This is a genomic window from Streptomyces canarius, assembly GCF_014650735.1.
In the GTDB taxonomy this organism is placed as follows: Bacteria; Actinomycetota; Actinomycetes; order Streptomycetales; family Streptomycetaceae; genus Streptomyces; species Streptomyces olivaceoviridis.
Genome location: NZ_BMVN01000026.1, coordinates 1 through 17,134, shown reverse-complemented (window position 1 = coordinate 17,134; position 17,134 = coordinate 1). Strand labels below are relative to the sequence as shown.

Annotated in this window: 17 protein-coding genes and 2 pseudogenes; 12 read left to right on the top strand and 7 right to left on the bottom strand. The window is 71.6% G+C overall.

The window, feature by feature from the left end; genetic code table 11:
* Window positions 1-137: 137 nt before the first annotated feature.
* Window positions 138-1,130 (bottom strand): Acg family FMN-binding oxidoreductase, encoded by a 993-nt coding sequence (locus IE294_RS29790; RefSeq protein ID WP_189891169.1) that lies wholly within the window; start codon window positions 1,128-1,130, stop codon window positions 138-140.
* Window positions 1,131-1,552: 422 nt separating this feature from the next.
* On the opposite strand from IE294_RS29790, the gene IE294_RS29785 reads away from it, so the two are divergent.
* The 5 genes from IE294_RS29785 to gap all read left to right on the top strand — a co-directional run bounded on the left by IE294_RS29785 (window position 1,553) and on the right by gap (window position 6,502).
* Window positions 1,553-1,762 carry a ferredoxin gene (locus IE294_RS29785; protein WP_189891167.1) on the top strand — a complete coding sequence of 70 codons (210 nt, stop codon included), beginning with the start codon at window positions 1,553-1,555 and terminating at the stop codon, window positions 1,760-1,762.
* Entirely contained in the window at window positions 1,752-3,107 is a 1,356-nt protein-coding gene (locus IE294_RS29780; RefSeq protein ID WP_189891165.1) for an NAD(P)/FAD-dependent oxidoreductase, read from the top strand. Before IE294_RS29785 ends, IE294_RS29780 begins: the two co-directional genes overlap by 11 nt.
* A gap of 31 nt (window positions 3,108-3,138) precedes the next feature.
* Window positions 3,139-4,323, top strand: a complete 1,185-nt coding sequence (locus IE294_RS29775; RefSeq protein WP_189891163.1) for a cytochrome P450 — start codon at window positions 3,139-3,141, stop codon at window positions 4,321-4,323.
* Window positions 4,324-4,434: 111 nt separating this feature from the next.
* Complete coding sequence (locus IE294_RS29770) at window positions 4,435-5,391, top strand: GlxA family transcriptional regulator (protein WP_189891161.1); 957 nt, start codon at window positions 4,435-4,437, stop codon at window positions 5,389-5,391.
* A gap of 112 nt (window positions 5,392-5,503) precedes the next feature.
* Entirely contained in the window at window positions 5,504-6,502 is a 999-nt protein-coding gene (gene gap / locus IE294_RS29765; RefSeq protein WP_189891159.1) for a type I glyceraldehyde-3-phosphate dehydrogenase, read from the top strand.
* A gap of 75 nt (window positions 6,503-6,577) precedes the next feature.
* Here gap and IE294_RS29760 read toward each other — a convergent pair whose 3' ends face one another.
* Both IE294_RS29760 and IE294_RS47920 read right to left on the bottom strand, forming a co-directional pair.
* Complete coding sequence (locus IE294_RS29760) at window positions 6,578-7,465, bottom strand: SDR family NAD(P)-dependent oxidoreductase (RefSeq protein WP_189891157.1); 888 nt, start codon at window positions 7,463-7,465, stop codon at window positions 6,578-6,580.
* Window positions 7,466-7,623: 158 nt separating this feature from the next.
* Window positions 7,624-7,898: pseudogene (locus tag IE294_RS47920) on the bottom strand (TauD/TfdA dioxygenase family protein); the annotation flags it as partial.
* A gap of 530 nt (window positions 7,899-8,428) precedes the next feature.
* Between IE294_RS47920 and IE294_RS29755 the strand changes: the two are divergent.
* Window positions 8,429-9,334, top strand: coding sequence for an NAD-dependent protein deacetylase (locus IE294_RS29755; RefSeq protein WP_189891155.1), 906 nt, complete (start codon window positions 8,429-8,431; stop codon window positions 9,332-9,334).
* Between the two features lie 155 nt (window positions 9,335-9,489).
* Here IE294_RS29755 and IE294_RS29750 read toward each other — a convergent pair.
* Window positions 9,490-9,999 (bottom strand): annotated as a pseudogene (locus IE294_RS29750) (TetR/AcrR family transcriptional regulator).
* On the opposite strand from IE294_RS29750, the gene IE294_RS49815 reads away from it, so the two are divergent.
* The 3 genes from IE294_RS49815 to IE294_RS29735 all read left to right on the top strand — a co-directional run bounded on the left by IE294_RS49815 (window position 9,905) and on the right by IE294_RS29735 (window position 12,258).
* On the top strand, window positions 9,905-10,858 hold the full coding sequence (locus IE294_RS49815) for an ester cyclase (RefSeq protein WP_359833873.1): 954 nt from the start codon (window positions 9,905-9,907) through the stop codon (window positions 10,856-10,858). The pseudogene IE294_RS29750 and the gene IE294_RS49815 sit on opposite strands and share 95 nt — an antisense overlap.
* A 189-nt stretch (window positions 10,859-11,047) precedes the next feature.
* Window positions 11,048-11,539, top strand: a complete 492-nt coding sequence (locus IE294_RS29740; protein ID WP_189891154.1) for a sortase — start codon at window positions 11,048-11,050, stop codon at window positions 11,537-11,539.
* Window positions 11,540-11,673: 134 nt separating this feature from the next.
* Window positions 11,674-12,258: a class F sortase gene (locus IE294_RS29735; protein WP_189891311.1), complete on the top strand. Its 585-nt coding sequence runs from the start codon at window positions 11,674-11,676 to the stop codon at window positions 12,256-12,258.
* A 61-nt stretch (window positions 12,259-12,319) separates the two neighbouring features.
* On the opposite strand, the gene IE294_RS29730 is transcribed toward IE294_RS29735, so the two are convergent.
* Window positions 12,320-12,898: a VOC family protein gene (locus tag IE294_RS29730; protein ID WP_229917410.1), complete on the bottom strand. Its 579-nt coding sequence runs from the start codon at window positions 12,896-12,898 to the stop codon at window positions 12,320-12,322.
* Window positions 12,899-13,129: 231 nt separating this feature from the next.
* Between IE294_RS29730 and IE294_RS29725 the strand changes: the two genes are divergently transcribed.
* The gene (locus IE294_RS29725; protein ID WP_189891150.1) at window positions 13,130-13,678 is read left to right on the top strand and encodes an ATP-binding protein; all 549 of its coding nucleotides are present in this window, start codon (window positions 13,130-13,132) and stop codon (window positions 13,676-13,678) included.
* 81 nt (window positions 13,679-13,759) lie between these two features.
* Window positions 13,760-13,939: a hypothetical protein gene (locus IE294_RS29720; protein ID WP_229917409.1), complete on the top strand. Its 180-nt coding sequence runs from the start codon at window positions 13,760-13,762 to the stop codon at window positions 13,937-13,939.
* 135 nt (window positions 13,940-14,074) lie between these two features.
* On the opposite strand, the gene IE294_RS29715 is transcribed toward IE294_RS29720, so the two are convergent.
* Together IE294_RS29715 and IE294_RS29710 are read right to left on the bottom strand one after the other, a co-directional pair.
* Window positions 14,075-14,815 (bottom strand): VOC family protein, encoded by a 741-nt coding sequence (locus tag IE294_RS29715; protein WP_189891148.1) that lies wholly within the window; start codon window positions 14,813-14,815, stop codon window positions 14,075-14,077.
* 54 nt (window positions 14,816-14,869) lie between these two features.
* Window positions 14,870-15,631, bottom strand: a complete 762-nt coding sequence (locus IE294_RS29710; protein ID WP_189891310.1) for a TioE family transcriptional regulator — start codon at window positions 15,629-15,631, stop codon at window positions 14,870-14,872.
* 58 nt (window positions 15,632-15,689) lie between these two features.
* Here IE294_RS29710 and IE294_RS29705 point away from each other — a divergent pair, with 58 nt between their 5' ends.
* On the top strand, window positions 15,690-16,892 hold the full coding sequence (locus tag IE294_RS29705) for an erythromycin esterase family protein (protein ID WP_189891147.1): 1,203 nt from the start codon (window positions 15,690-15,692) through the stop codon (window positions 16,890-16,892).
* Window positions 16,893-17,134: the final 242 nt, after the last annotated feature.

Genomic DNA, 17,134 nt, shown 5'->3' with positions numbered 1-17,134 from the left:
CGCTGCGACGAGGAGCCGTCAGGCCGACTGCGACCGGCGGAGCCCGCGACCGCGACGGGGCCGGCGCGGGCACCGGGCCGCGGCCGGAGCCCCTTCCGTCGTCGTCGCGTACTCCGGTCGTCGTGGCCCCCTGCCGTTCAGGCGATGTCGAGGACGTCGCGGACGGACCGGCGGGGCGTGGCGGGGCCCTGGGGCCCGTAGCCCAGGCGGAGCACCATCTGGACGTGGCCGCGGCCCGTCACGGGGTCACGGGTCAGCAGGCGCAGGTCCCGGCTCTCCAGGGCGTGGGAGGTCAGGGAGGTGGCGAGCCCCGCCAGGGTCGCCTCCAGCAGCACCCGTTGCAGTGCCTGGCCGGCCCGGAGCCAGTCGGCGGGGCTGTCGCCCGGTGTGCTCAGCAAGGCCAGGTGCGGGTTCTTCTCGAACGAGGCCGTGCCGCGGTCCGCCACCGGGCGGCGGCCGGCGAAGTCACGCATGGGTGCCTTGCCGTCCCGCATGCGCGGTCCGAAGGCGTACTCCGGGACCCCGTCGGTGGCCGCGTCGGCCTCCGGTCCGAGCCGCGTCCAGCGCCGCAGGTCCCCCGCGTTCTCCGGGTGCAGGACGTCGCGGCTCTCCGCGTCGTGCACCAGGTCCAGGATGGTCCCCACGTGCCACGGTCCGGGGAACTGCAACTCCGCCCCTTCCCGGTCCGCCGCCGCGCGCAAGGCGGCCCGCACGTCCTCCGGGATGTCCTTGTCGTCGAAGGGGTACCGGCTGGTGTGCCGCCGGCGGACGGCCGCGTGCAGACGTGCCAGATCGTCTTCCGAGGCGTCCGGGGCTGTCTCGCCCAGCCGGACGGCGGCGAGCCGCAGCGGTTCGGCGGGGTCCGGCAGCAGGCTGACCGTGGGGGTGATGCCGGCGTGCGCCGCGGCGACCCGCAAGGTGAACAGTGCCGCACCGCAGCCGATGTGCAGGGCGCGGTTGCCCGGGTCGGAGCGGGGCATGGCGCGGTCGAGGTCGGCGAACAGCAGCAGGACCCGCTCACTCGCCAGGAAGCGGAAGCGCCAGGGCTGCGCGTTGTGCATGGAGGGAGCGGTCACGGCCTCGGCGACCAGACCGGCGACCGTCTTCGCGTCCGGCTGCGGTGTGTCCATCGTGCCCTCCTGCCGACTCCGTCCCAGTACCCACACCGCGCGCGGGCGCACGTCCCCGGCGCGGGGCAGCGGTGCCGTGGTCCGACCCGTTCGGGTTCCGAGCCGGTTCCTCTCAGGGACGGGGCACGACGGCCACCGGGCGGCCGATGATCGATCGCGGCGTGGGTGACCGGACGGGTGCTCCGTCCGCCGGCGCCGCGGGTGGCGACCCTGCCGGACGCCGCGCCGCCGATGCTGCCGCATGTCGGCCCGCACGCCGAGGAGATCAGCCACGCGGGCGCGCAACTGGGCACGTCCCCACCGGCGTTCACGCACCCCGCCCTCATCGGCGCCGCCGTCCCGAGGCGGCCACCGTGCGAGCGAACGGGTCTCCACCCATTCTGGAGGTGAGGGGGGGTGTGACAGCGGAGGAGGTAGTGAAGATGCGGACCGTTGTCGATCTCACGCGCTGCCAGGGATACGCACAGTGTGTGTTCCTCGCACCGGCCATGTTCGAGCTGCACGGCGAGGAAGGCCTGCTCTATGCCACGGCCGTACCCGACGACCAGGTAGAACGCGTGCGGCAAGCCGCGGCGGCCTGCCCGGTCCAGGCCATACTCCTGGGGGAAGAGGTGAACAGCGGTGCCCGATGACCTCAAGGACGGCCGCATCGTCATCGTCGGTGCGTCGCTGGCCGGACTTCGGGCCGCGGAAGCGCTGCGCGAGGAAGGATTCACCGGCTCACTGACCGTGGTCGGGGACGAACTCCATGCACCCTACGACCGTCCGCCGCTGTCCAAGCAGGTGCTGCTCGGGCAGGCGACGGCGCAGACCACCGAGCTGCCGATGCGCCGGGATCCGGACGCCGAGTGGCGGCTGGGCGTCCGCGCCACGGGCCTGGACCTGCTGGAGAAGCGGGTGCTGCTGGAAGACGGGGAGTCACTGCCGTACGACCGGGTGTTGATCGCCACCGGAACCCGCGCTCGGCCTTGGCCGAACAAAGAGGAGGCCGCGCTGGAGGGGGTGTTCACCCTGCGTTCCCTCGAGGACGGCGCGGGGCTGGCCGACCGGCTCGCCGCGAGGCCGGAGCGCGTGCTGGTCATCGGCGGCGGCTTCACGGGCTCGGAGATCGCCTCGGCCTGCCGGGAGTTGGGGGTGCAGGTCACGGTCACCGAGCGCGGCCCCGCCCCCCTGGTCGGAGCACTCGGCGGCACCCTGTCGAAGCTCGCGGCCGTCATGCAGCGCAACCACGGTGTGGACCTGCGCACCGGCGTGACGGTCACCGCCCTGAAGGGCAACGGCGCCTTCACGGGTGCGGAGCTGTCCGACGGCAGCCGGGTCGACGCGGACGTGTGCGTCGCGGCGCTGGGAGCGATCCGCAACGTCGAATGGCTGGCGGAGTCGGGGCTGGCGGCGGGCCCGCGCGGGATCGCGTGCGACGCCGGATGCCGCGCCTTCAACATGTACGGGATCGTCACCGACGACGTCTTCGTGGCCGGCGACGTCTCCCGCTTCCCCCACCCGCTGTTCGGCTACCAGCTGCTGTCCCTGGAGCACTGGGGCAACGCGGTCGAGCAGGCCGAGGTGGCGGCCCACAACATGGTCAACCCGGGTCCGCTGCAACGCCCGCACCTGGCCGTCCCGGTCTTCTGGTCGACCCAGTTCGGACTCAACATCAAGTCCGTGGGCGTGCCCCCGTACTCCGACCACATCGTCATCGCCCAAGGCTCCCTGGAGGCGCGCCGTCTTGCCATGGTCTACGGGTACAAGGGCCGGGTCACCGCGGCCGTCACCGTCGACATGGCGAAGGCGCTCGACTACTACCGGCACCTGATCGAGTCGGCCGCTCCCTTCCCACCCCCGCCCGGCGCGGCGGACCGGGCGATCGCGGCCGACGTCACGATCCCCTCCGACGTGCCCGATCCGTCGGTGCTGTCCCACGGCCCGACCGTCGCGCTCACCGGTCACCTTCCCGACCGCCGGCTGACCGTGGTCTAGCCCGCGTCCCGCCCCACCACGAGGAGCCGCCATGGCCTCCGAGACCCTGCTGGAACGCATCACCGACTACGCCAGCCGCCCTGACCCTTACCCGCTGTACGCGGAACTCCGCGCCGCCGGTCCCGTGGTGCGGCAGGCTGACGGCAGCTACCTGATCGGCACCTACCACGAGGTCGCCGCCCTGCTCCACGACCCGCGGATGAGTGTCGACCCCCGTACCCGCGGCGGGGAGGCCCAGCAACTGCCGTTCCTGCGGCTCGACGACCCCGAACACCACCGACTGCGCACCCTGGCCATGCGGCCCTTCGGTCCGCCCCACAGCCCCCACCGCGTCGACGGCATGCGCGGCGAGATCGACCGGATCACCCAGGAACTGCTGGCATCCTTCCGCGCGGGCGAGCAGATCGACCTCGTCGACGACTTCGCCTACCCGCTGCCCGTCACGGTCATCTGCCGCCTGCTCGGCGTGCCCCGCGAGGACGAGCCCCTCTTCAGGGCCTGGTCCGACGCCCTCGTCGCCGCCGCCGACGTCAGGCCCGGCGCGGACACCACCGAGACGGACAAGGCCGGTGAACAGGCGAAGATGGAGATGGGCGGCTACTTGGTGAACCTCGCCGAACAGCGCCGCGGCAAGCCGAGCGACGACATGCTCTCCGCCTTCGTCAACGAGCCCGACCCGGCTCTGCGCCTGACTCGGGAGGAACTCGCGGAAACGGCGGTCCTGCTGCTCATCGCCGGGCACGAGACCACGGTCAACCTCATCACCAACGGTGTGCTCACCCTGCTGCGCCGGCCGGACCAGCTGGACCTGCTGCGCCGCGAACCGGACCTGTTGCCGCGAGCGGTGGAGGAACTGCTGCGTTACGAGCCTCCGGTCCACATGCGCGAGCGCCTCCCGCGCGCCGACGTCGACATCGCCGGCACCACCCTCCCGGAAGGCGCGTCCGTCGTCCTGGTGCTGGCCTCGGGCAGCCGCGACCCCAAGCGGTTCGTCGAGCCCGACCGATTCGACCCCACCCGTCCGAACAACCAGCACTTCGGCTTCGGCAGCGGCATCCACCTCTGCTACGGCGGCCCCCTGGCCCGCATCGAGGCCTATTCCGCGCTCGGCGCCCTGCTCCCCCACCTCGGCACCGCCCGGCTGGTCCAGGACCCACCGCCCTACCGTCAGAACGCCATGCTCCGCGGCCCCCGCCACCTGCCCCTCCAGCTCTGAGGGCCGTACGCCGGCACAGCGCACGGCAGGAAGGAGGCAGGAAAGAGGGACGGGACGGGGCGACGACCGCGCAGGGGCGTGCCGACGTCACGCCCCACGTAACCTTTCCCTGTGCCGCCCTCCCCCCTCCGTCGCGTCGCCGTGCTCGTGCTCGACGGTGCGAAGCCGCTCGACGTCGGAATTCCCGCGCAGGTTTTCACCACCCGCGCGAGCATGCCGTACGAGGTACGGGTGTGCGGGGCGGCACCCGGTCTCGTGACCGGCGGCGACGGCCTCGCATACCACGTCGCCCATGGACTCGACGCGCTCGCGTGGGCCGACATCGTCTTCGTGCCTGGCTACCGGTTCCCGGACCGCGACGACCCGCCGCAGGCCGTGATCGACGCGCTGATCACCGCCCACGCGCGGGGTGCCCGGCTCGCCGCCATCTCGACGGGCGCCTTCGCGCTCGCCGCCACGGGCCTGCTCGACGGCAAGCGTGCCACGACGCACTGGCACTACAGCCGGGCACTCGCGGCCAGGCATCCGTTCGTCCAGGTCGACGAGAACGTGCTGTTCGTGGACGAGGGCAGCGTGCTCACCTCGGCCGGCGCCGCCTCCGGCATCGACCTGTGCCTGCACATCCTGCGCGGCGACCTCGGAGTGGCCGCGTCCAACCACGCGGCCCGGCGTCTGGTCGCGGCCCCCTACCGCAGCGGCGGCCAGGCCCAGTACGTGCCGCGCAGCGTCCCCGAGCCGCTCGGCGAGCGGTTCGCCGCGACCCGCGAGTGGGCGCTGCACCGGCTCGGCGAGCCCCTCACCCTCGACGTGCTGGCGCGGCAGGCGGGGGTCTCGCCCCGCACGTTCTCCCGGCGCTTCGTCGAGGAGACCGGCTACACGCCGATGCAGTGGGTGATGCGCGCCCGCATCGACCTGGCCCGCGAACTGCTCGAGCGCTCGCAGCGCAGCGTCGAACAGATCGCCGCCGACGTCGGGCTCGGCACCGGCTCGAACCTGCGGCTCCACTTCCAGCGCATCCTCGGCACCACTCCGAGCGAGTACCGGCGCACCTTCACCCGGGGCGAGTAGGCCGCCCGGCAGCACGCCGGCTGGCGCGATCCTTGTGGACCGTGGCGTTCCCGCCACTGTCGGCGGCGCGTGCCGCGGGCGAGTCTGGTGGCGAAAGGAAGGGACGTCACACATGACTCGCATCGCCATCAACGGATTCGGCCGCATCGGACGCAACGTGCTGCGCGCACTGCTGGAGCGCGACAGCGCCCTGGAGATCGTCGCCGTCAACGATCTGACAGAGCCCGCCGCGCTCGCCCGGCTGCTCGCCTTCGACAGCACGGCCGGCCGGCTCGGGCGCCCGGTGACCGTCGAGGACAACACCCTCGTCGTCGACGGCCGGCGGATCACGGTGCTGGCCGAGCGCGAACCGGCGCAGTTGCCGTGGGCCGAACTCGGTGTCGACATCGTCCTGGAAGCCACCGGCCGCTTCACCTCGGCCAAGGCCGCCCGGGCCCACCTCGACGCCGGTGCGAAGAAGGTGCTCGTGAGCGCGCCGTCGGACGGCGCCGATGTCACGCTCGCGTTCGGGGTCAACACCGACGCCTACGATCCGGCCGTGCACACGATCGTCTCGAACGCCTCCTGCACCACGAACGCGCTCGCGCCGCTGGCCGCGGTCCTCGACGAACTCGCCGGTATCGAGCACGGGTTCATGACGACGGTGCACGCCTACACGCAGGAGCAGAACCTTCAGGACGGCCCGCACCGTGACGCCCGTCGCGCCCGGGCCGCCGGCATCAACATCGTGCCGACCACGACCGGCGCGGCCAAGGCGATCGGCCTGGTGCTGCCCAACCTCGACGGCAAGCTGTCGGGCGACTCGATCCGCGTACCGGTGCCGGTGGGCTCGATCGTCGAGCTCAACACGACCGTCGCCCGCGATGTGACGCGCGACGAGGTGCTGGCGGCGTACCGTGCCGCAGCGGAGGGGCCGCTCGCCGGCATCCTCGAGTACTCGGACGACCCGCTCGTGTCGTCCGACATCACGGGCAATCCCGCCTCGTCGATTTTCGACTCGGCCCTCACCCGCGTCGACGGCCGCCACATCAAGGTGGTCGCCTGGTACGACAACGAGTGGGGCTTCTCGAACCGCGTGATCGACACGCTGGAGTTCCTCGCCACCGGCTGATACTCCAGCACGGCGCGTCAGGGGGGGGCACCTCCCCCGCCGGCGCGATCGGCTTGTGTGCGACGGCCCTGGTGTTCAGGGCGTGAGCATGCGGTCCTGCTCCACCGGGGGTGTGCCGTCGTACCAGTCCAGGGCTTTGCCGAAGCGGACGAGTTCGCCGTAGAGGGCGGGATCGACGTGGTCGGCGAGGACCAGGTCGAGCACGGCTTCGGCGGCCTGCGCCGGTGACTGGGCCTGGCTGTAGTCGCTGAACCAGGGGCGGGAGGTGGCGGTGTCGACCATGCCGGGACACACGGCCGCGATCAGCGTGCCGTCGGCGAGATCGTTCGCGCGGCGTTCGGCGGCGACGGCGCGGACGGCGGCGACCTGAGCCACTTTCGAGGGGACGTTCAGCCAGATCGGCCAGCCGCCCTCCTGCGCGGTCCGGTTGTGGACGGCACCGCGCCACGACTCGACGGCGTACTCGACCTGGTCGAGACTCGCGCCGTCGAAGAGGTGGTGCAGCCGGGGATCCAGGTGACCGAGGGTGCCCAGGCTGCTGGCGACGACGAGGAGCCGGCCGCCCCGGCGAAGGAGGGGACCGAAGGAGCGCAGGATCGCGTGCGTGGCGGTGTTGGAGACGTCGATGAACTCGTCGGCCCGCTCGGCCTGTGACTCCTCGGGCAGCACGCGGGCCACCGCGTTGGAGAGCACGACGTCGACACCTCCGTACCGGGCCCGGAGATCCTCGGCGAGACGGGCGATGGCGTCGGTGTCGGTGACGTCCAGGACGCGGCCCTCGACCCGGGCGCGGGTGCCGGACAGCCGCCCGACCTCGTGGGCGGCGTCCGTGACGCGCCGCTGGCTGCGGCCGGTGAGCAGGACCAGGTCCCGCGAGTCCATGCGGGCCGCCAGTCCTTCGACGAGGGCGCGGCCGAGTCCTTGGTTGGCGCCCGTGACGAGGGCGATACGGGGAATGTTCACGCATGCCACGCTAGGAACCGCGCGACCATGAGTCCAACGAAAGTTCGGCACCACTGGTATGCGTGAACGTCATGGACGGCGCGGAGTTCCAGCCGGCCGGCGCCGCGCCTTCCGCGCGGTCGCCGGTCAGGAAACGGTCAGCGTGAGTCCGCGGGACGCACGGGGGTGTCCCAGAGGTTTCCGCGGCCTTTCCGACGCTGGGCGAGGTAGTACCCGAACTCGCGGCTGCCGTCGTGTACCGCGGTGAGTGGGTCGGTCAGCGTCCGCAGGCCCGGCGACAGCGACTCGTGGGCGAGTGGGCTGTAGGCCCAGTTCGTGTCACCGCCGTCGGGCGGCCCAGCGCCACGGCCCGCAGGACGGAGATCGCGGGCGGTCGCCGTACGAACGTCACGTCCGTGTGCCAGACGTCGGCGAACCCGTTGTCCTGGCTGTCCGGTTGGTGGTCCGCGCGGGGGTCGGCCGCGCCGTCGGGGGCACGCCCGGCAGCCGCCCTTCCCCAGCCCGTCCCCGTGCAGCTCCCGAGTCACTCGCGGCGCCCGTTCACCTGGGTGGAAGCCCTGCTGCTCGTCCGCCTACCGCGCATCCGATCCTGCCCTCATGCCGGAATGAACTAGTGAGGGTCCGGGACGATGCGCCCGGACGAGCGCCCGGGACCTGAGGGATGCGGGAAGGCCGGTGCGCTCCTGAGCCCCTGCGCCACGGTGTACGGGGCTCAGCCCTCCCCGCGCGGGCCCGGCCCACCGTGGGCACATCAACGTCCGCACCCGTCCGGGGTGAGGCGGGCGGCGCCTCACCAGCCGGCCGCTGCGGCGGCACGCGACCGGCCTCGGCCTGTCCGGCGCAGGCAGGAGCCGGCCGTGGCAGCGACGCGGAGACCCGGAACCCGGCAGTCGCGGCGCGGCAAGAGTTCGGGGGACGCCGTACCGGACTCCCCGGCGGCAGCCTGTTTCGTACTCTTGCGGCATGCGTATGCGCCCCACTCTGAGTTGGACCCCTACCGAGGACCTGCCGCCCGGCACCACGGATCTGGAGCCGGTCGCCGATGCGCTGAGCGCCGGCGGTGTGCTGGTGCTCAGTGGGGCGGGCATCTCCACGGAGTCGGGCATCCCCGACTACCGGGGCGAGGGCGGGAGCCTGAGCCGGCACACCCCGATGACCTACCAGGAGTTCACCGCCAGTGCCCAGGCCCGGCGCCGGTACTGGGCGCGCAGCCACCTCGGATGGCGCACCTTCGGCCGTGCCCGCCCCAACGCCGGGCACCGGGCCGTGGCCGCGTTCGGACGGCGCGGCCTGCTCTCCGGCGTGATCACCCAGAACGTGGACAGCCTGCACCAGGCCGCCGGCAGCGAGGGCGTCGTGGAACTCCACGGGAGCCTGGACCGGGTCGTCTGCCTCGGGTGCGGCGCCTTCAGCCCGCGCCGCGAACTCGCCCAGCGGCTGGAAGCGGCCAATCCGGACTTCGATCCGGTGGCGGCGGGGATCAACCCGGACGGTGACGCCGACCTCACCGACGAACAGGTCGCGGACTTCCGCGTACTGCCCTGCGTGATATGCGGCGGCATCCTCAAACCGGACGTCGTGTTCTTCGGCGAGGCGGTTCCCCCGCAGCGGGTGGAGCACTGCCGGGAGATGGTCCGTGGGGCAGCCTCACTGCTGGTCCTCGGTTCCTCGCTGACAGTGATGTCCGGGCTCCGGTTCGTCCGCCAGGCGGCCCAGGCCGGGACGCCGGTACTCATCATCAACCGCGACCAGACCCGAGGCGACCGGCACGCCCTCACCCGGGTCGCACTGCCGCTGGGGAGAGCGCTCACCACCGTGGCGGACCGACTGGGCATCCCCGTCGACGTACCGGACTCGCTCCGGACCTGAGCCTCGACCGGGAAACGGTCCCCGCACGAGCGGCCCGTGCGGGGACGGGGGGTGGCGCTACCGCCATCGGGCGGATCGTCACGCTGTGGTGACCCGCTCAGCGGGGCCACGGCATGCCGCTGACGGTGTGGCGTGAGTCACGGGTGGACGGCCGGTCACGCGGTCCTTCGACCGGTGCCGGTGGTGTCGTCGTCCGCGGTGACGCCCAGCAGGTCCAAGGCGCCCTGGATCGCACGGTCGAAGGGCTCGACGGACTGTTCGGCGCGAGCCGGCGCGTATCCGCCCTGGACGACGGCCGTCAGGGTGGCCGCGGTCTGCTCCGGTCGCAGGCGTGCGTCCAGTTCGCCGGCAGTCGACGACACATGTGAAGGTCTCCCGGACCGGCGCACGCAGCGCGTCGTCGGCGACGACCTCCGGATCGCCCACGAGCCGCCCGACACTGCACCCGCGCAGCACGTCCCGTTCCAGAAGCAGGCAGGCGACGATCCGTCGCAGCCCCGGGCCGCCGCCGGAGAAGATCTGGCGGATCTGCGCCTGTATCAGCTCCGCTTGCCCTTGAAGTGGTGGTACATGCGGCCCCGGCCGACGCCTGACCGGCGCAGGATCGCCGTCGGGCTCGTGCCGAGACAACTCCGGCCCCACAGCAGTTGCCGGGCACCTTCGATTCTCTTGGACGTGCCGCGCCACCAGAACCCACGTGCCGCGTCTTGCTCAGCACGCGATCCGGAGAAGGCCGACGACTTCGTGGCCGAGGACTTCGTCATCACCACCGGCGGCGAGCGCGTCGAGGGGCGGGACAACTTCAAGAACTGGATCAGGGGCTTCCTCGGCCAGGTCGACGACCTCCGGCTGGAGGTGATCGAAACCTTGCAGAACCAGGACGGGAGCCGGGTCGCTTCGCGCTGGCGCGTGCACGGACGGAACAACGGTGTCCTGGGCACCGAGGCGGACGGGCGGCCGATCTCCTTCACGGGACCGCGGTCTGGGCGGTCCGCGAGGACGGCAAGCTCCTGCACAGCTGGTCGAACGGGCGAGCTGGGAGCTGTACCAGCGCCTCACGGCGCCGCCCGCCACGACGCACTGACACGGTCAGGCCGACGGGTCACTCACCCCCCGGCCCGCACCGTCGGCGCCCCCCTGTCAGGGGCGGCCCGTATGCGGTTGAGCAGCGCAAGAGCGTGGCTCAGCCCCGAGAAGGCCGGATCGCCGAGGTCGGTGACGGATACGGGCGGGAAGCGGCGTCGACACGTCCCCGTCGCCGGTCCCGGCCGGCAGGGTCGCGCGCGGTCCTGGCCCGTCCACGCGCCACCGTTCCGACCAGCAGCCAGGCACCGATTCCAGGAGAGCGCTTTACGGGCCAGTAGCCGCCGATGCCCGCCCGGCCCCGGCCCGCCACCGCACCGCCCGCACGTCCTGCACCGGGAGCACCGCGAGGGTGACGTCGGCGGGTGTGCCGTGACCGGCGCCCCGCCCGCAGGGAAGAGGGGTCGGCTGTCACCGTTATGGGGACGGGGCGGTGGGTGATGTGTATCGGTGGTCTCCGCGTCGGTGACCTGCGCAAGCGATCAAGGAGAAACGCCAGTGCGGCTGACCGGGTGACATGTACGGCGACCCGTCGGGTTGCGGAACTGACGGACTGTCGGTTGCCTCGTGAGCAGAACACACGAGATGTGCCGGGCAGCAGGCCGGACACTGTTCCGTTGGAGGATTCGCATGCGCTACAGACACATGGGTGCGGGTATCGGCCTGGTCCTCGGTGCCCTCGGGTTGCAGATCCCGGCCGCTGCCGCCGCTGATGACTCCGATGTGCGCATCGACCCCTGGAATGCCCCACCGGGTTCCACGGTCACGGTCAGCACGAGGGCCTGCGACGCTGACGCGGACTATGGCAAGGGCTGGTCGGAGGTAGGAGGAGAGTTCCACCTCTTCGCAGGCGACGAGGAGGGGGTGCTCACCGGCGAGTTCGAGATCCCGGAAGGAACCCGGCCGGGCGACGACACCGTCACCGTGAAATGCCCGCCACTGACCAAGATCACGGAGACGTACCGGGTCACCGGACCCCCTCCGAGCGGCTCGGTCGACGCCGGCTTCGGACCGGCCGAGGACACAGGTGCGGGGCTCGCCCTGGTCGGCGGGCTGCTCGTCACGGCCGCCGCCGGGGGTGCGGTCTGGTTCTACCGCCGCCCGAACGACGACCGAACCTGATCGTCCCATCCCGTCGGACGGGCCCGTCCACGTCGGCCTGCGACCGGACCAAAGGCTCAACCGCGATGGCACCCAGACACCACTCCCCCGCCTGCCGAGCTCCGTTCATCTCGGCGGTGCTCCTTCCGGCCTGCATGATGACGGCCGGTGTGGTGCAGCTGATCAGCGGGATGCATGGCGGGGAGCAACCCCCACAGCCATCGGCAGCCCATTCCTCCTCAACTTCCAGAGCCCCCGCGCGCCCCACCGTCCACCCGCTGCCCCCCGCAGATCCGGTCCGGCTCCGGATCGCCGCCATCGGGGTGAACGCCCCGATGACACGAGTGGGCCTCGATGCCGCAGGAGCACTGCGGACTCCACCACCTGACAAACCCGGCTACGCCGGCTGGTACGGCGACGGCACACCTCCCGGCTCGGCAGGCACCGCCATCGCCGCCGGGCACGTGGACACACCCGACGGCGACCCCGGTGTCTTCTACGACCTAGGGGCCCTGACCGAGGGAGCCACCATTGAGATCAGCCGGACCGACCGGCGGACAGCGGTGTTCACCGTCCGCGCCGTCGAGCTCTACGAGAGGAAGGAGTTCCCGAGCAAGAAGGTCTACGGCAGCTCCGGCCGGCCCGAGCTCCGGTTGATCACCTGCGGCGGCGGCTACACCAAGCGCACGGGCTACCTGGGCAACGTCGTGGTCTACGCGACGCTGACCGCGGTGACGTAGCCGGCCGAACGGAGACTGCCCGCGAGCGATCAGCAGAACCGACCTGGGAGGCGGAGGACCGTCACCCCGTCACATGGAATTCGTTCCCGCCGGCGTCGAGGAACTCGCCGGGTTCCGCGTCCCGTCGGGTGACCTCCAGCCGCAACCGGTTTCGCACCTCCTTCGGCGCCGCGGGCGGCCCCATCACCAGCGAGACCGTACTGGCGGGCCTCCGGCGCAGCCGGACACCCCAGTCATGGGACTCGACCGCGTGCCAGTCGGCCCGGGACTGCCAGAAGGCCGACTGCGCGCAACGGTCCTCCTCCGCGACGTCGAGGCAGATCGCGACGAGGCCGCAGTCGGCACGCACGCCGGGGTGACCGGGACGCAGCACGCAGAACTCGTTGCCCTCCGGATCGGCCAGCACGTCCCACGGGACGTCTCCCTGGCCGATGTCGACCCGCCTCGCACCGAGCGTGAGCAGGCGCGCCACCTCGGCCTCCCAGTCCGGACCCCCGGCCAAGTCGAGGTGGAGTCGGTTCTTGTGCGTCGTCTTCGGTTTCGTGGTCGGCACGAACCGCAGTTGCAGGCCGTCCGTCCGGCCCCGTGTCGCGTCCGACCAGAAGCGGTCCATACGCGCGACATCCAGTGCGTCGATCACGATCCCCGTCAGCATCCCGTTCCCCCAAGCGTTCACACGTGTCGCCTGCTCATGGTCGCGGCCACCGCGTCAGCGCAGGACGGTGCTTCGGCCGACGAAGACCCGGGCACGGAGCTCACGCGAGCGTCTGCCCGGCCCGCAAGCGGCACCGTTCGTAGGCCAAGCCGCGTCGTCAGGCGTCATCACGCCTTGGGATCGCGCGAGGCGGTCGCCGACTGGCACGCTGCCGCCATGGATCACGCGGAAGCACTCATCATCGGCGGACGGGCAGGGGTCGGCAAGACGACGGTGGGGTGGGAGGTTTCGGCGTTGCTGCGCGCTGCGGCGGTCCCCCATGCGGTCATCGAGGGCGACTTCATGGGGCAGGTGCATCCGGCGCCGGATGGGGACCCCCACCGTTCGGAGATCACTGAGCGGAATCTGACGGCCGTATGGGAGAACTTCGCCCGGCTCGGCTACCGGCGTCTGATCTACACGAACACTGCGAGTGTGCTGCCTGAGGCGACGGGCATGTTCGAGCGCGCCATGGGGGCGAATGTGCGGATGACGCGGGTCCTGCTCACCGCCTCCGACGCCACCGCTCGCGAGCGGCTGGTGGGCCGGGAACTCGGCTCGGAACTGGAAAAGGAACTGGCAGGCAGTATCCGTAAAGGACGGCTCCTGGACCAGCGGGCCGCCGCAGGGACGGTGCGGGTGAGGACGGACCTGCGGTCTGTCGTCGACATCGCGCGGGAGGTGCTGGCCGCGACCGGCTGGGTCGGGCAGCGTTCTCGTAAGTAAGTGATCAAGCAGGTAGGGGCATGCGCGCCGATGACGGAGGAACCAGCGCCTCCTGGAGGTCGGCCACAGTAATCTCCGGCCATGCCCGGGACACCAGTGGCGCGCTTCTACGACGAACAGGCCGACGACTACCACCTGATCTGCAAGGAGTTCCGGCGTGGCGTCCGGCTCCTGCTGGAGGTGAGCGCGGACGTGGCGCCCCGCCTGCGAGCGAACTCCGTGATCTGTTCGAGGAGTTGCGCCTCGCCATGCGTGGCGTGACCGTGCGCTCAACAGGGTTCGTGGTGGAGAGGGCCGGCCGGCGCGACGTCCAGCCGAGTTGGTTCCGGACCGAGGCGGTGGTCATCGGCACGAGCCCACGCGGCCCACCTGTCCGGGTGCCGTCAAGGCTCCGCGTCAGGACGGGGCGAGGACGCAGAACTCGTTGCCCTCCGGGTCGGCCAGGCACGTCCACGGGACGTCGCCCTGGCCGACGTCGAGGTCGGTGGCGCCGAGGGCGCGCAGCCGGGCCACCTCCGCTGCCTTGTCGTCCCCGGGGTACGGCAGCAGGTCGAGATGGACGCGGTCCGGCACGGTCTTCACACCGGGAGTGCGGAGGAACTCAAGGTACGAGCCCACCCCCTCGGCGGAACGCAACACCGCGTGTTCGTCGGTCACCTCGTACAGCGCCCAGTCCATGGCCTCGCCCCAGAACCGGGCCATGGCCCGCGGGTCCGCACAGTCGATCACCACCCGGGCGATCGGCCCGGTGTCCCGGTAGGTCTCGCGAGGCTCCAGCACACAGAACTCGTTGCCCTCCGGGTCGGTGAGGACCGTCCACGGCACGTCACCCTGGCCCACGTCGGCGGGCGTCGCGCCGAGAGCCTTCAGGCGTGCGATCAAGTCCGCCTGATGGGACGGGGAGGTGGTGGCGAGATCGAGGTGTACTCGGTTCTTCGTCGTTGTCTTGGCGTCCGGGACGGGAACGACGTCGACGCAGACGGCGACCGGGTCCGGCCAGACGATGCCGCCGGCGGGGCCGACGTAGGTGGTCACGCCGGGGCTGTAGGCACTCCAGCCGAGCGCCTCCGCCCAGAACCGGCCGACCGCCGAGGCGTCGAGGGCCTTGATGTTCACCTGAACAGGTCGCAGTGCCATGCCGGCGATCCTATGCGCCCGCTCTGCGAGGACATCCGCGAGTGTGGACGCGGGTCAGGCCATGACGGGTTCGCGCTCTCGGAGATAGGCCTCCAACTCGGCGGCCCCGGTCAGCATCGCGCGCCCGCGGGCGGACAGCCGGCCGTGCCAGTCGCACAGTGCGGTCTCCAGTGGCTCCAGTCCGCCGGCCGCCCGCACCTGGGCGATCAGCGGGGCGATCTGTTCCAGGAGGTAGCCGCCCCGCCTGAGCTGGTGGGTCAGCCTCGCGTCCCGCACGTCGGCGGCGTCGTAGACGCGGTATCCGGTCCGCGGGTCGCGGCGCGGGCGTACGAGTCCGGCGCGCTCCCACTTGCGCAGTGTCGCGGGCCGGATGCCGAGCTTGACTGCCAGCGGTCCGATGAACGTGCCGCCGGGCCTGGACACCGCGGCCGGCTCGGGCGCCGTATCAGGCTCGGGCGCCGCGGTGAACGCCAGTTCGCGGAGGGCGTTCTCCACGGCTTGCAGGGTCCGCCGGTCGTCGAGGAGTTGGGCGTGGCTCTCGTCGATGAGGCGGAACGCCTCGCCGACCGCGTCCTGGTTCACGGCTCGCATGATCGACGTCGCCGTCTGGTGGCCGTGGCCGGGCAGCAGGGCGAGAAACGCGCGCAGGGCCTGGGCGTGCAGTGGGGTGTAGACGCGGTAGCCGTGGGGTGTGCGGTCGGCGGCCGGAAGGATGCCGGCCTCCTCGTAGTTCCTGATCGCCTGCGTGGACAGGCCGCTCCCACGGGCCAGGTCAACCGGCCTGAGCCTCCCGACGCTTTGAAGGTTCCGCCCCATCATCCCGCCGAAGTCGCGAAAAAGTTTCCACCGAGGGTTCAAAGATACCGTTTATCGCATGGCTACTGACATCAAGGGCACCGCCCATGCCGTCGAGGCGGTCGCCGTCATGAGACTGCTCCCCGCCCGGCCGCGGCTGCTCGCCCTGGGCGAGCCCACGCACGGTGAGGACACTCTGCTCGACCTGCGCAACGAGCTCTTCCGGCAGCTCGTCGAGCAGGAGGGCTACCGGACGATCGCGATCGAGAGCGACTGCATGAGGGGCCTGGTCGTGGACGACTACGTCACCTCGGGCAGGGGCTCGCTCGACGAGGTCATGGAACACGGTTTCAGCCACGGCTGGGGCACCTCCGCGGCCAACCGCGAGCTCGTGCGCTGGATGCGCGCCTACAACGACGGCCGGCCCGCGTCCGAGCGGCTCCGCTTCTGCGGTTTCGACGGCCCGTTGGAGATCACCGGCGCCGCGAGTCCCCGCCAGGCCCTCACCGCGCTGCACGGCTACCTCGCGGCCCGGGTGGACGCGGAACTGCTCCCCTGCACGGGGGAGACACTCGACCGTCTGCTCGGCGCCGACGACCGGTGGACCGATCCCGCCGCGATGACGGACCCCACCCGGTCCGTGGGGCAGTCGGCCGAGGCCGGTCAGTTGCGGCTGCTCGCCGACGATCTGGTGACGCTGCTCGACGCGCAGGCCCCGCACCTGATCACGGCGACCTCGCGGGAGGAGTGGGACCGGGCGCGTCTGTACGGGCGCACCGCCACCGGCCTGCTGCGCTACCACTACTGGATGGCCGACACCTCACCGGCCCGGATGACGCGGCTGTGCGCGCTGCGGGACGTGATGATGGCTCAGAACCTCCTCGCCGTCGCGGCCCGGGGCCCGGCACTCCTCCACGCCCACAACTCCCATCTCCAGCGGGAGAAGAGCACGATGCAGATGTGGCAGGGGCCGGTGGAGTGGTGGAGCGCCGGTGCGCTGGTGAGCGCCGAACTCGGCGAGGAGTACGCCTTCGTGGCCACGGCCCTCGGCACGATCCGGCACCGGGGAGTGGGCGCCCCGCCGTCGGACACCCTCGAAGGACTCCTGTACGCGCTCCCGGAGGACCGCTGCGTCATCGACGTCCCCCGTCTCGTCACCGCCCTCGGCGACACGCGGCCCGCGCCCCGCGTGTCCCCCTGGTTCGGCTACTCCCCGCTCGACCCGGCCCATCTGGCGGGCACCGACGGCATCGTGTTCGTAAAGGACGTCCTTCAGACCTAGTACTGCAATCACAGTTATGGGGTTTGGTCTCGCCGTTTGTAGTGGCTGAGGCGAGCGCGGGTCTGACTGAGCCGTCTCCACCATGACCAGCGCAGATGGTGCGCCGGGGTGAGGTGTTGTGGGCGGAGGAGCAGTCCGATCAGGCGGCGGATCTCCGCGACGGACAGGGGTATCAGGCGGGTTTGTCCAAGATCGCTGCCCCCTTTGACGGTTCCTGGGCACGGATGGCGGTCAGTGCGGCG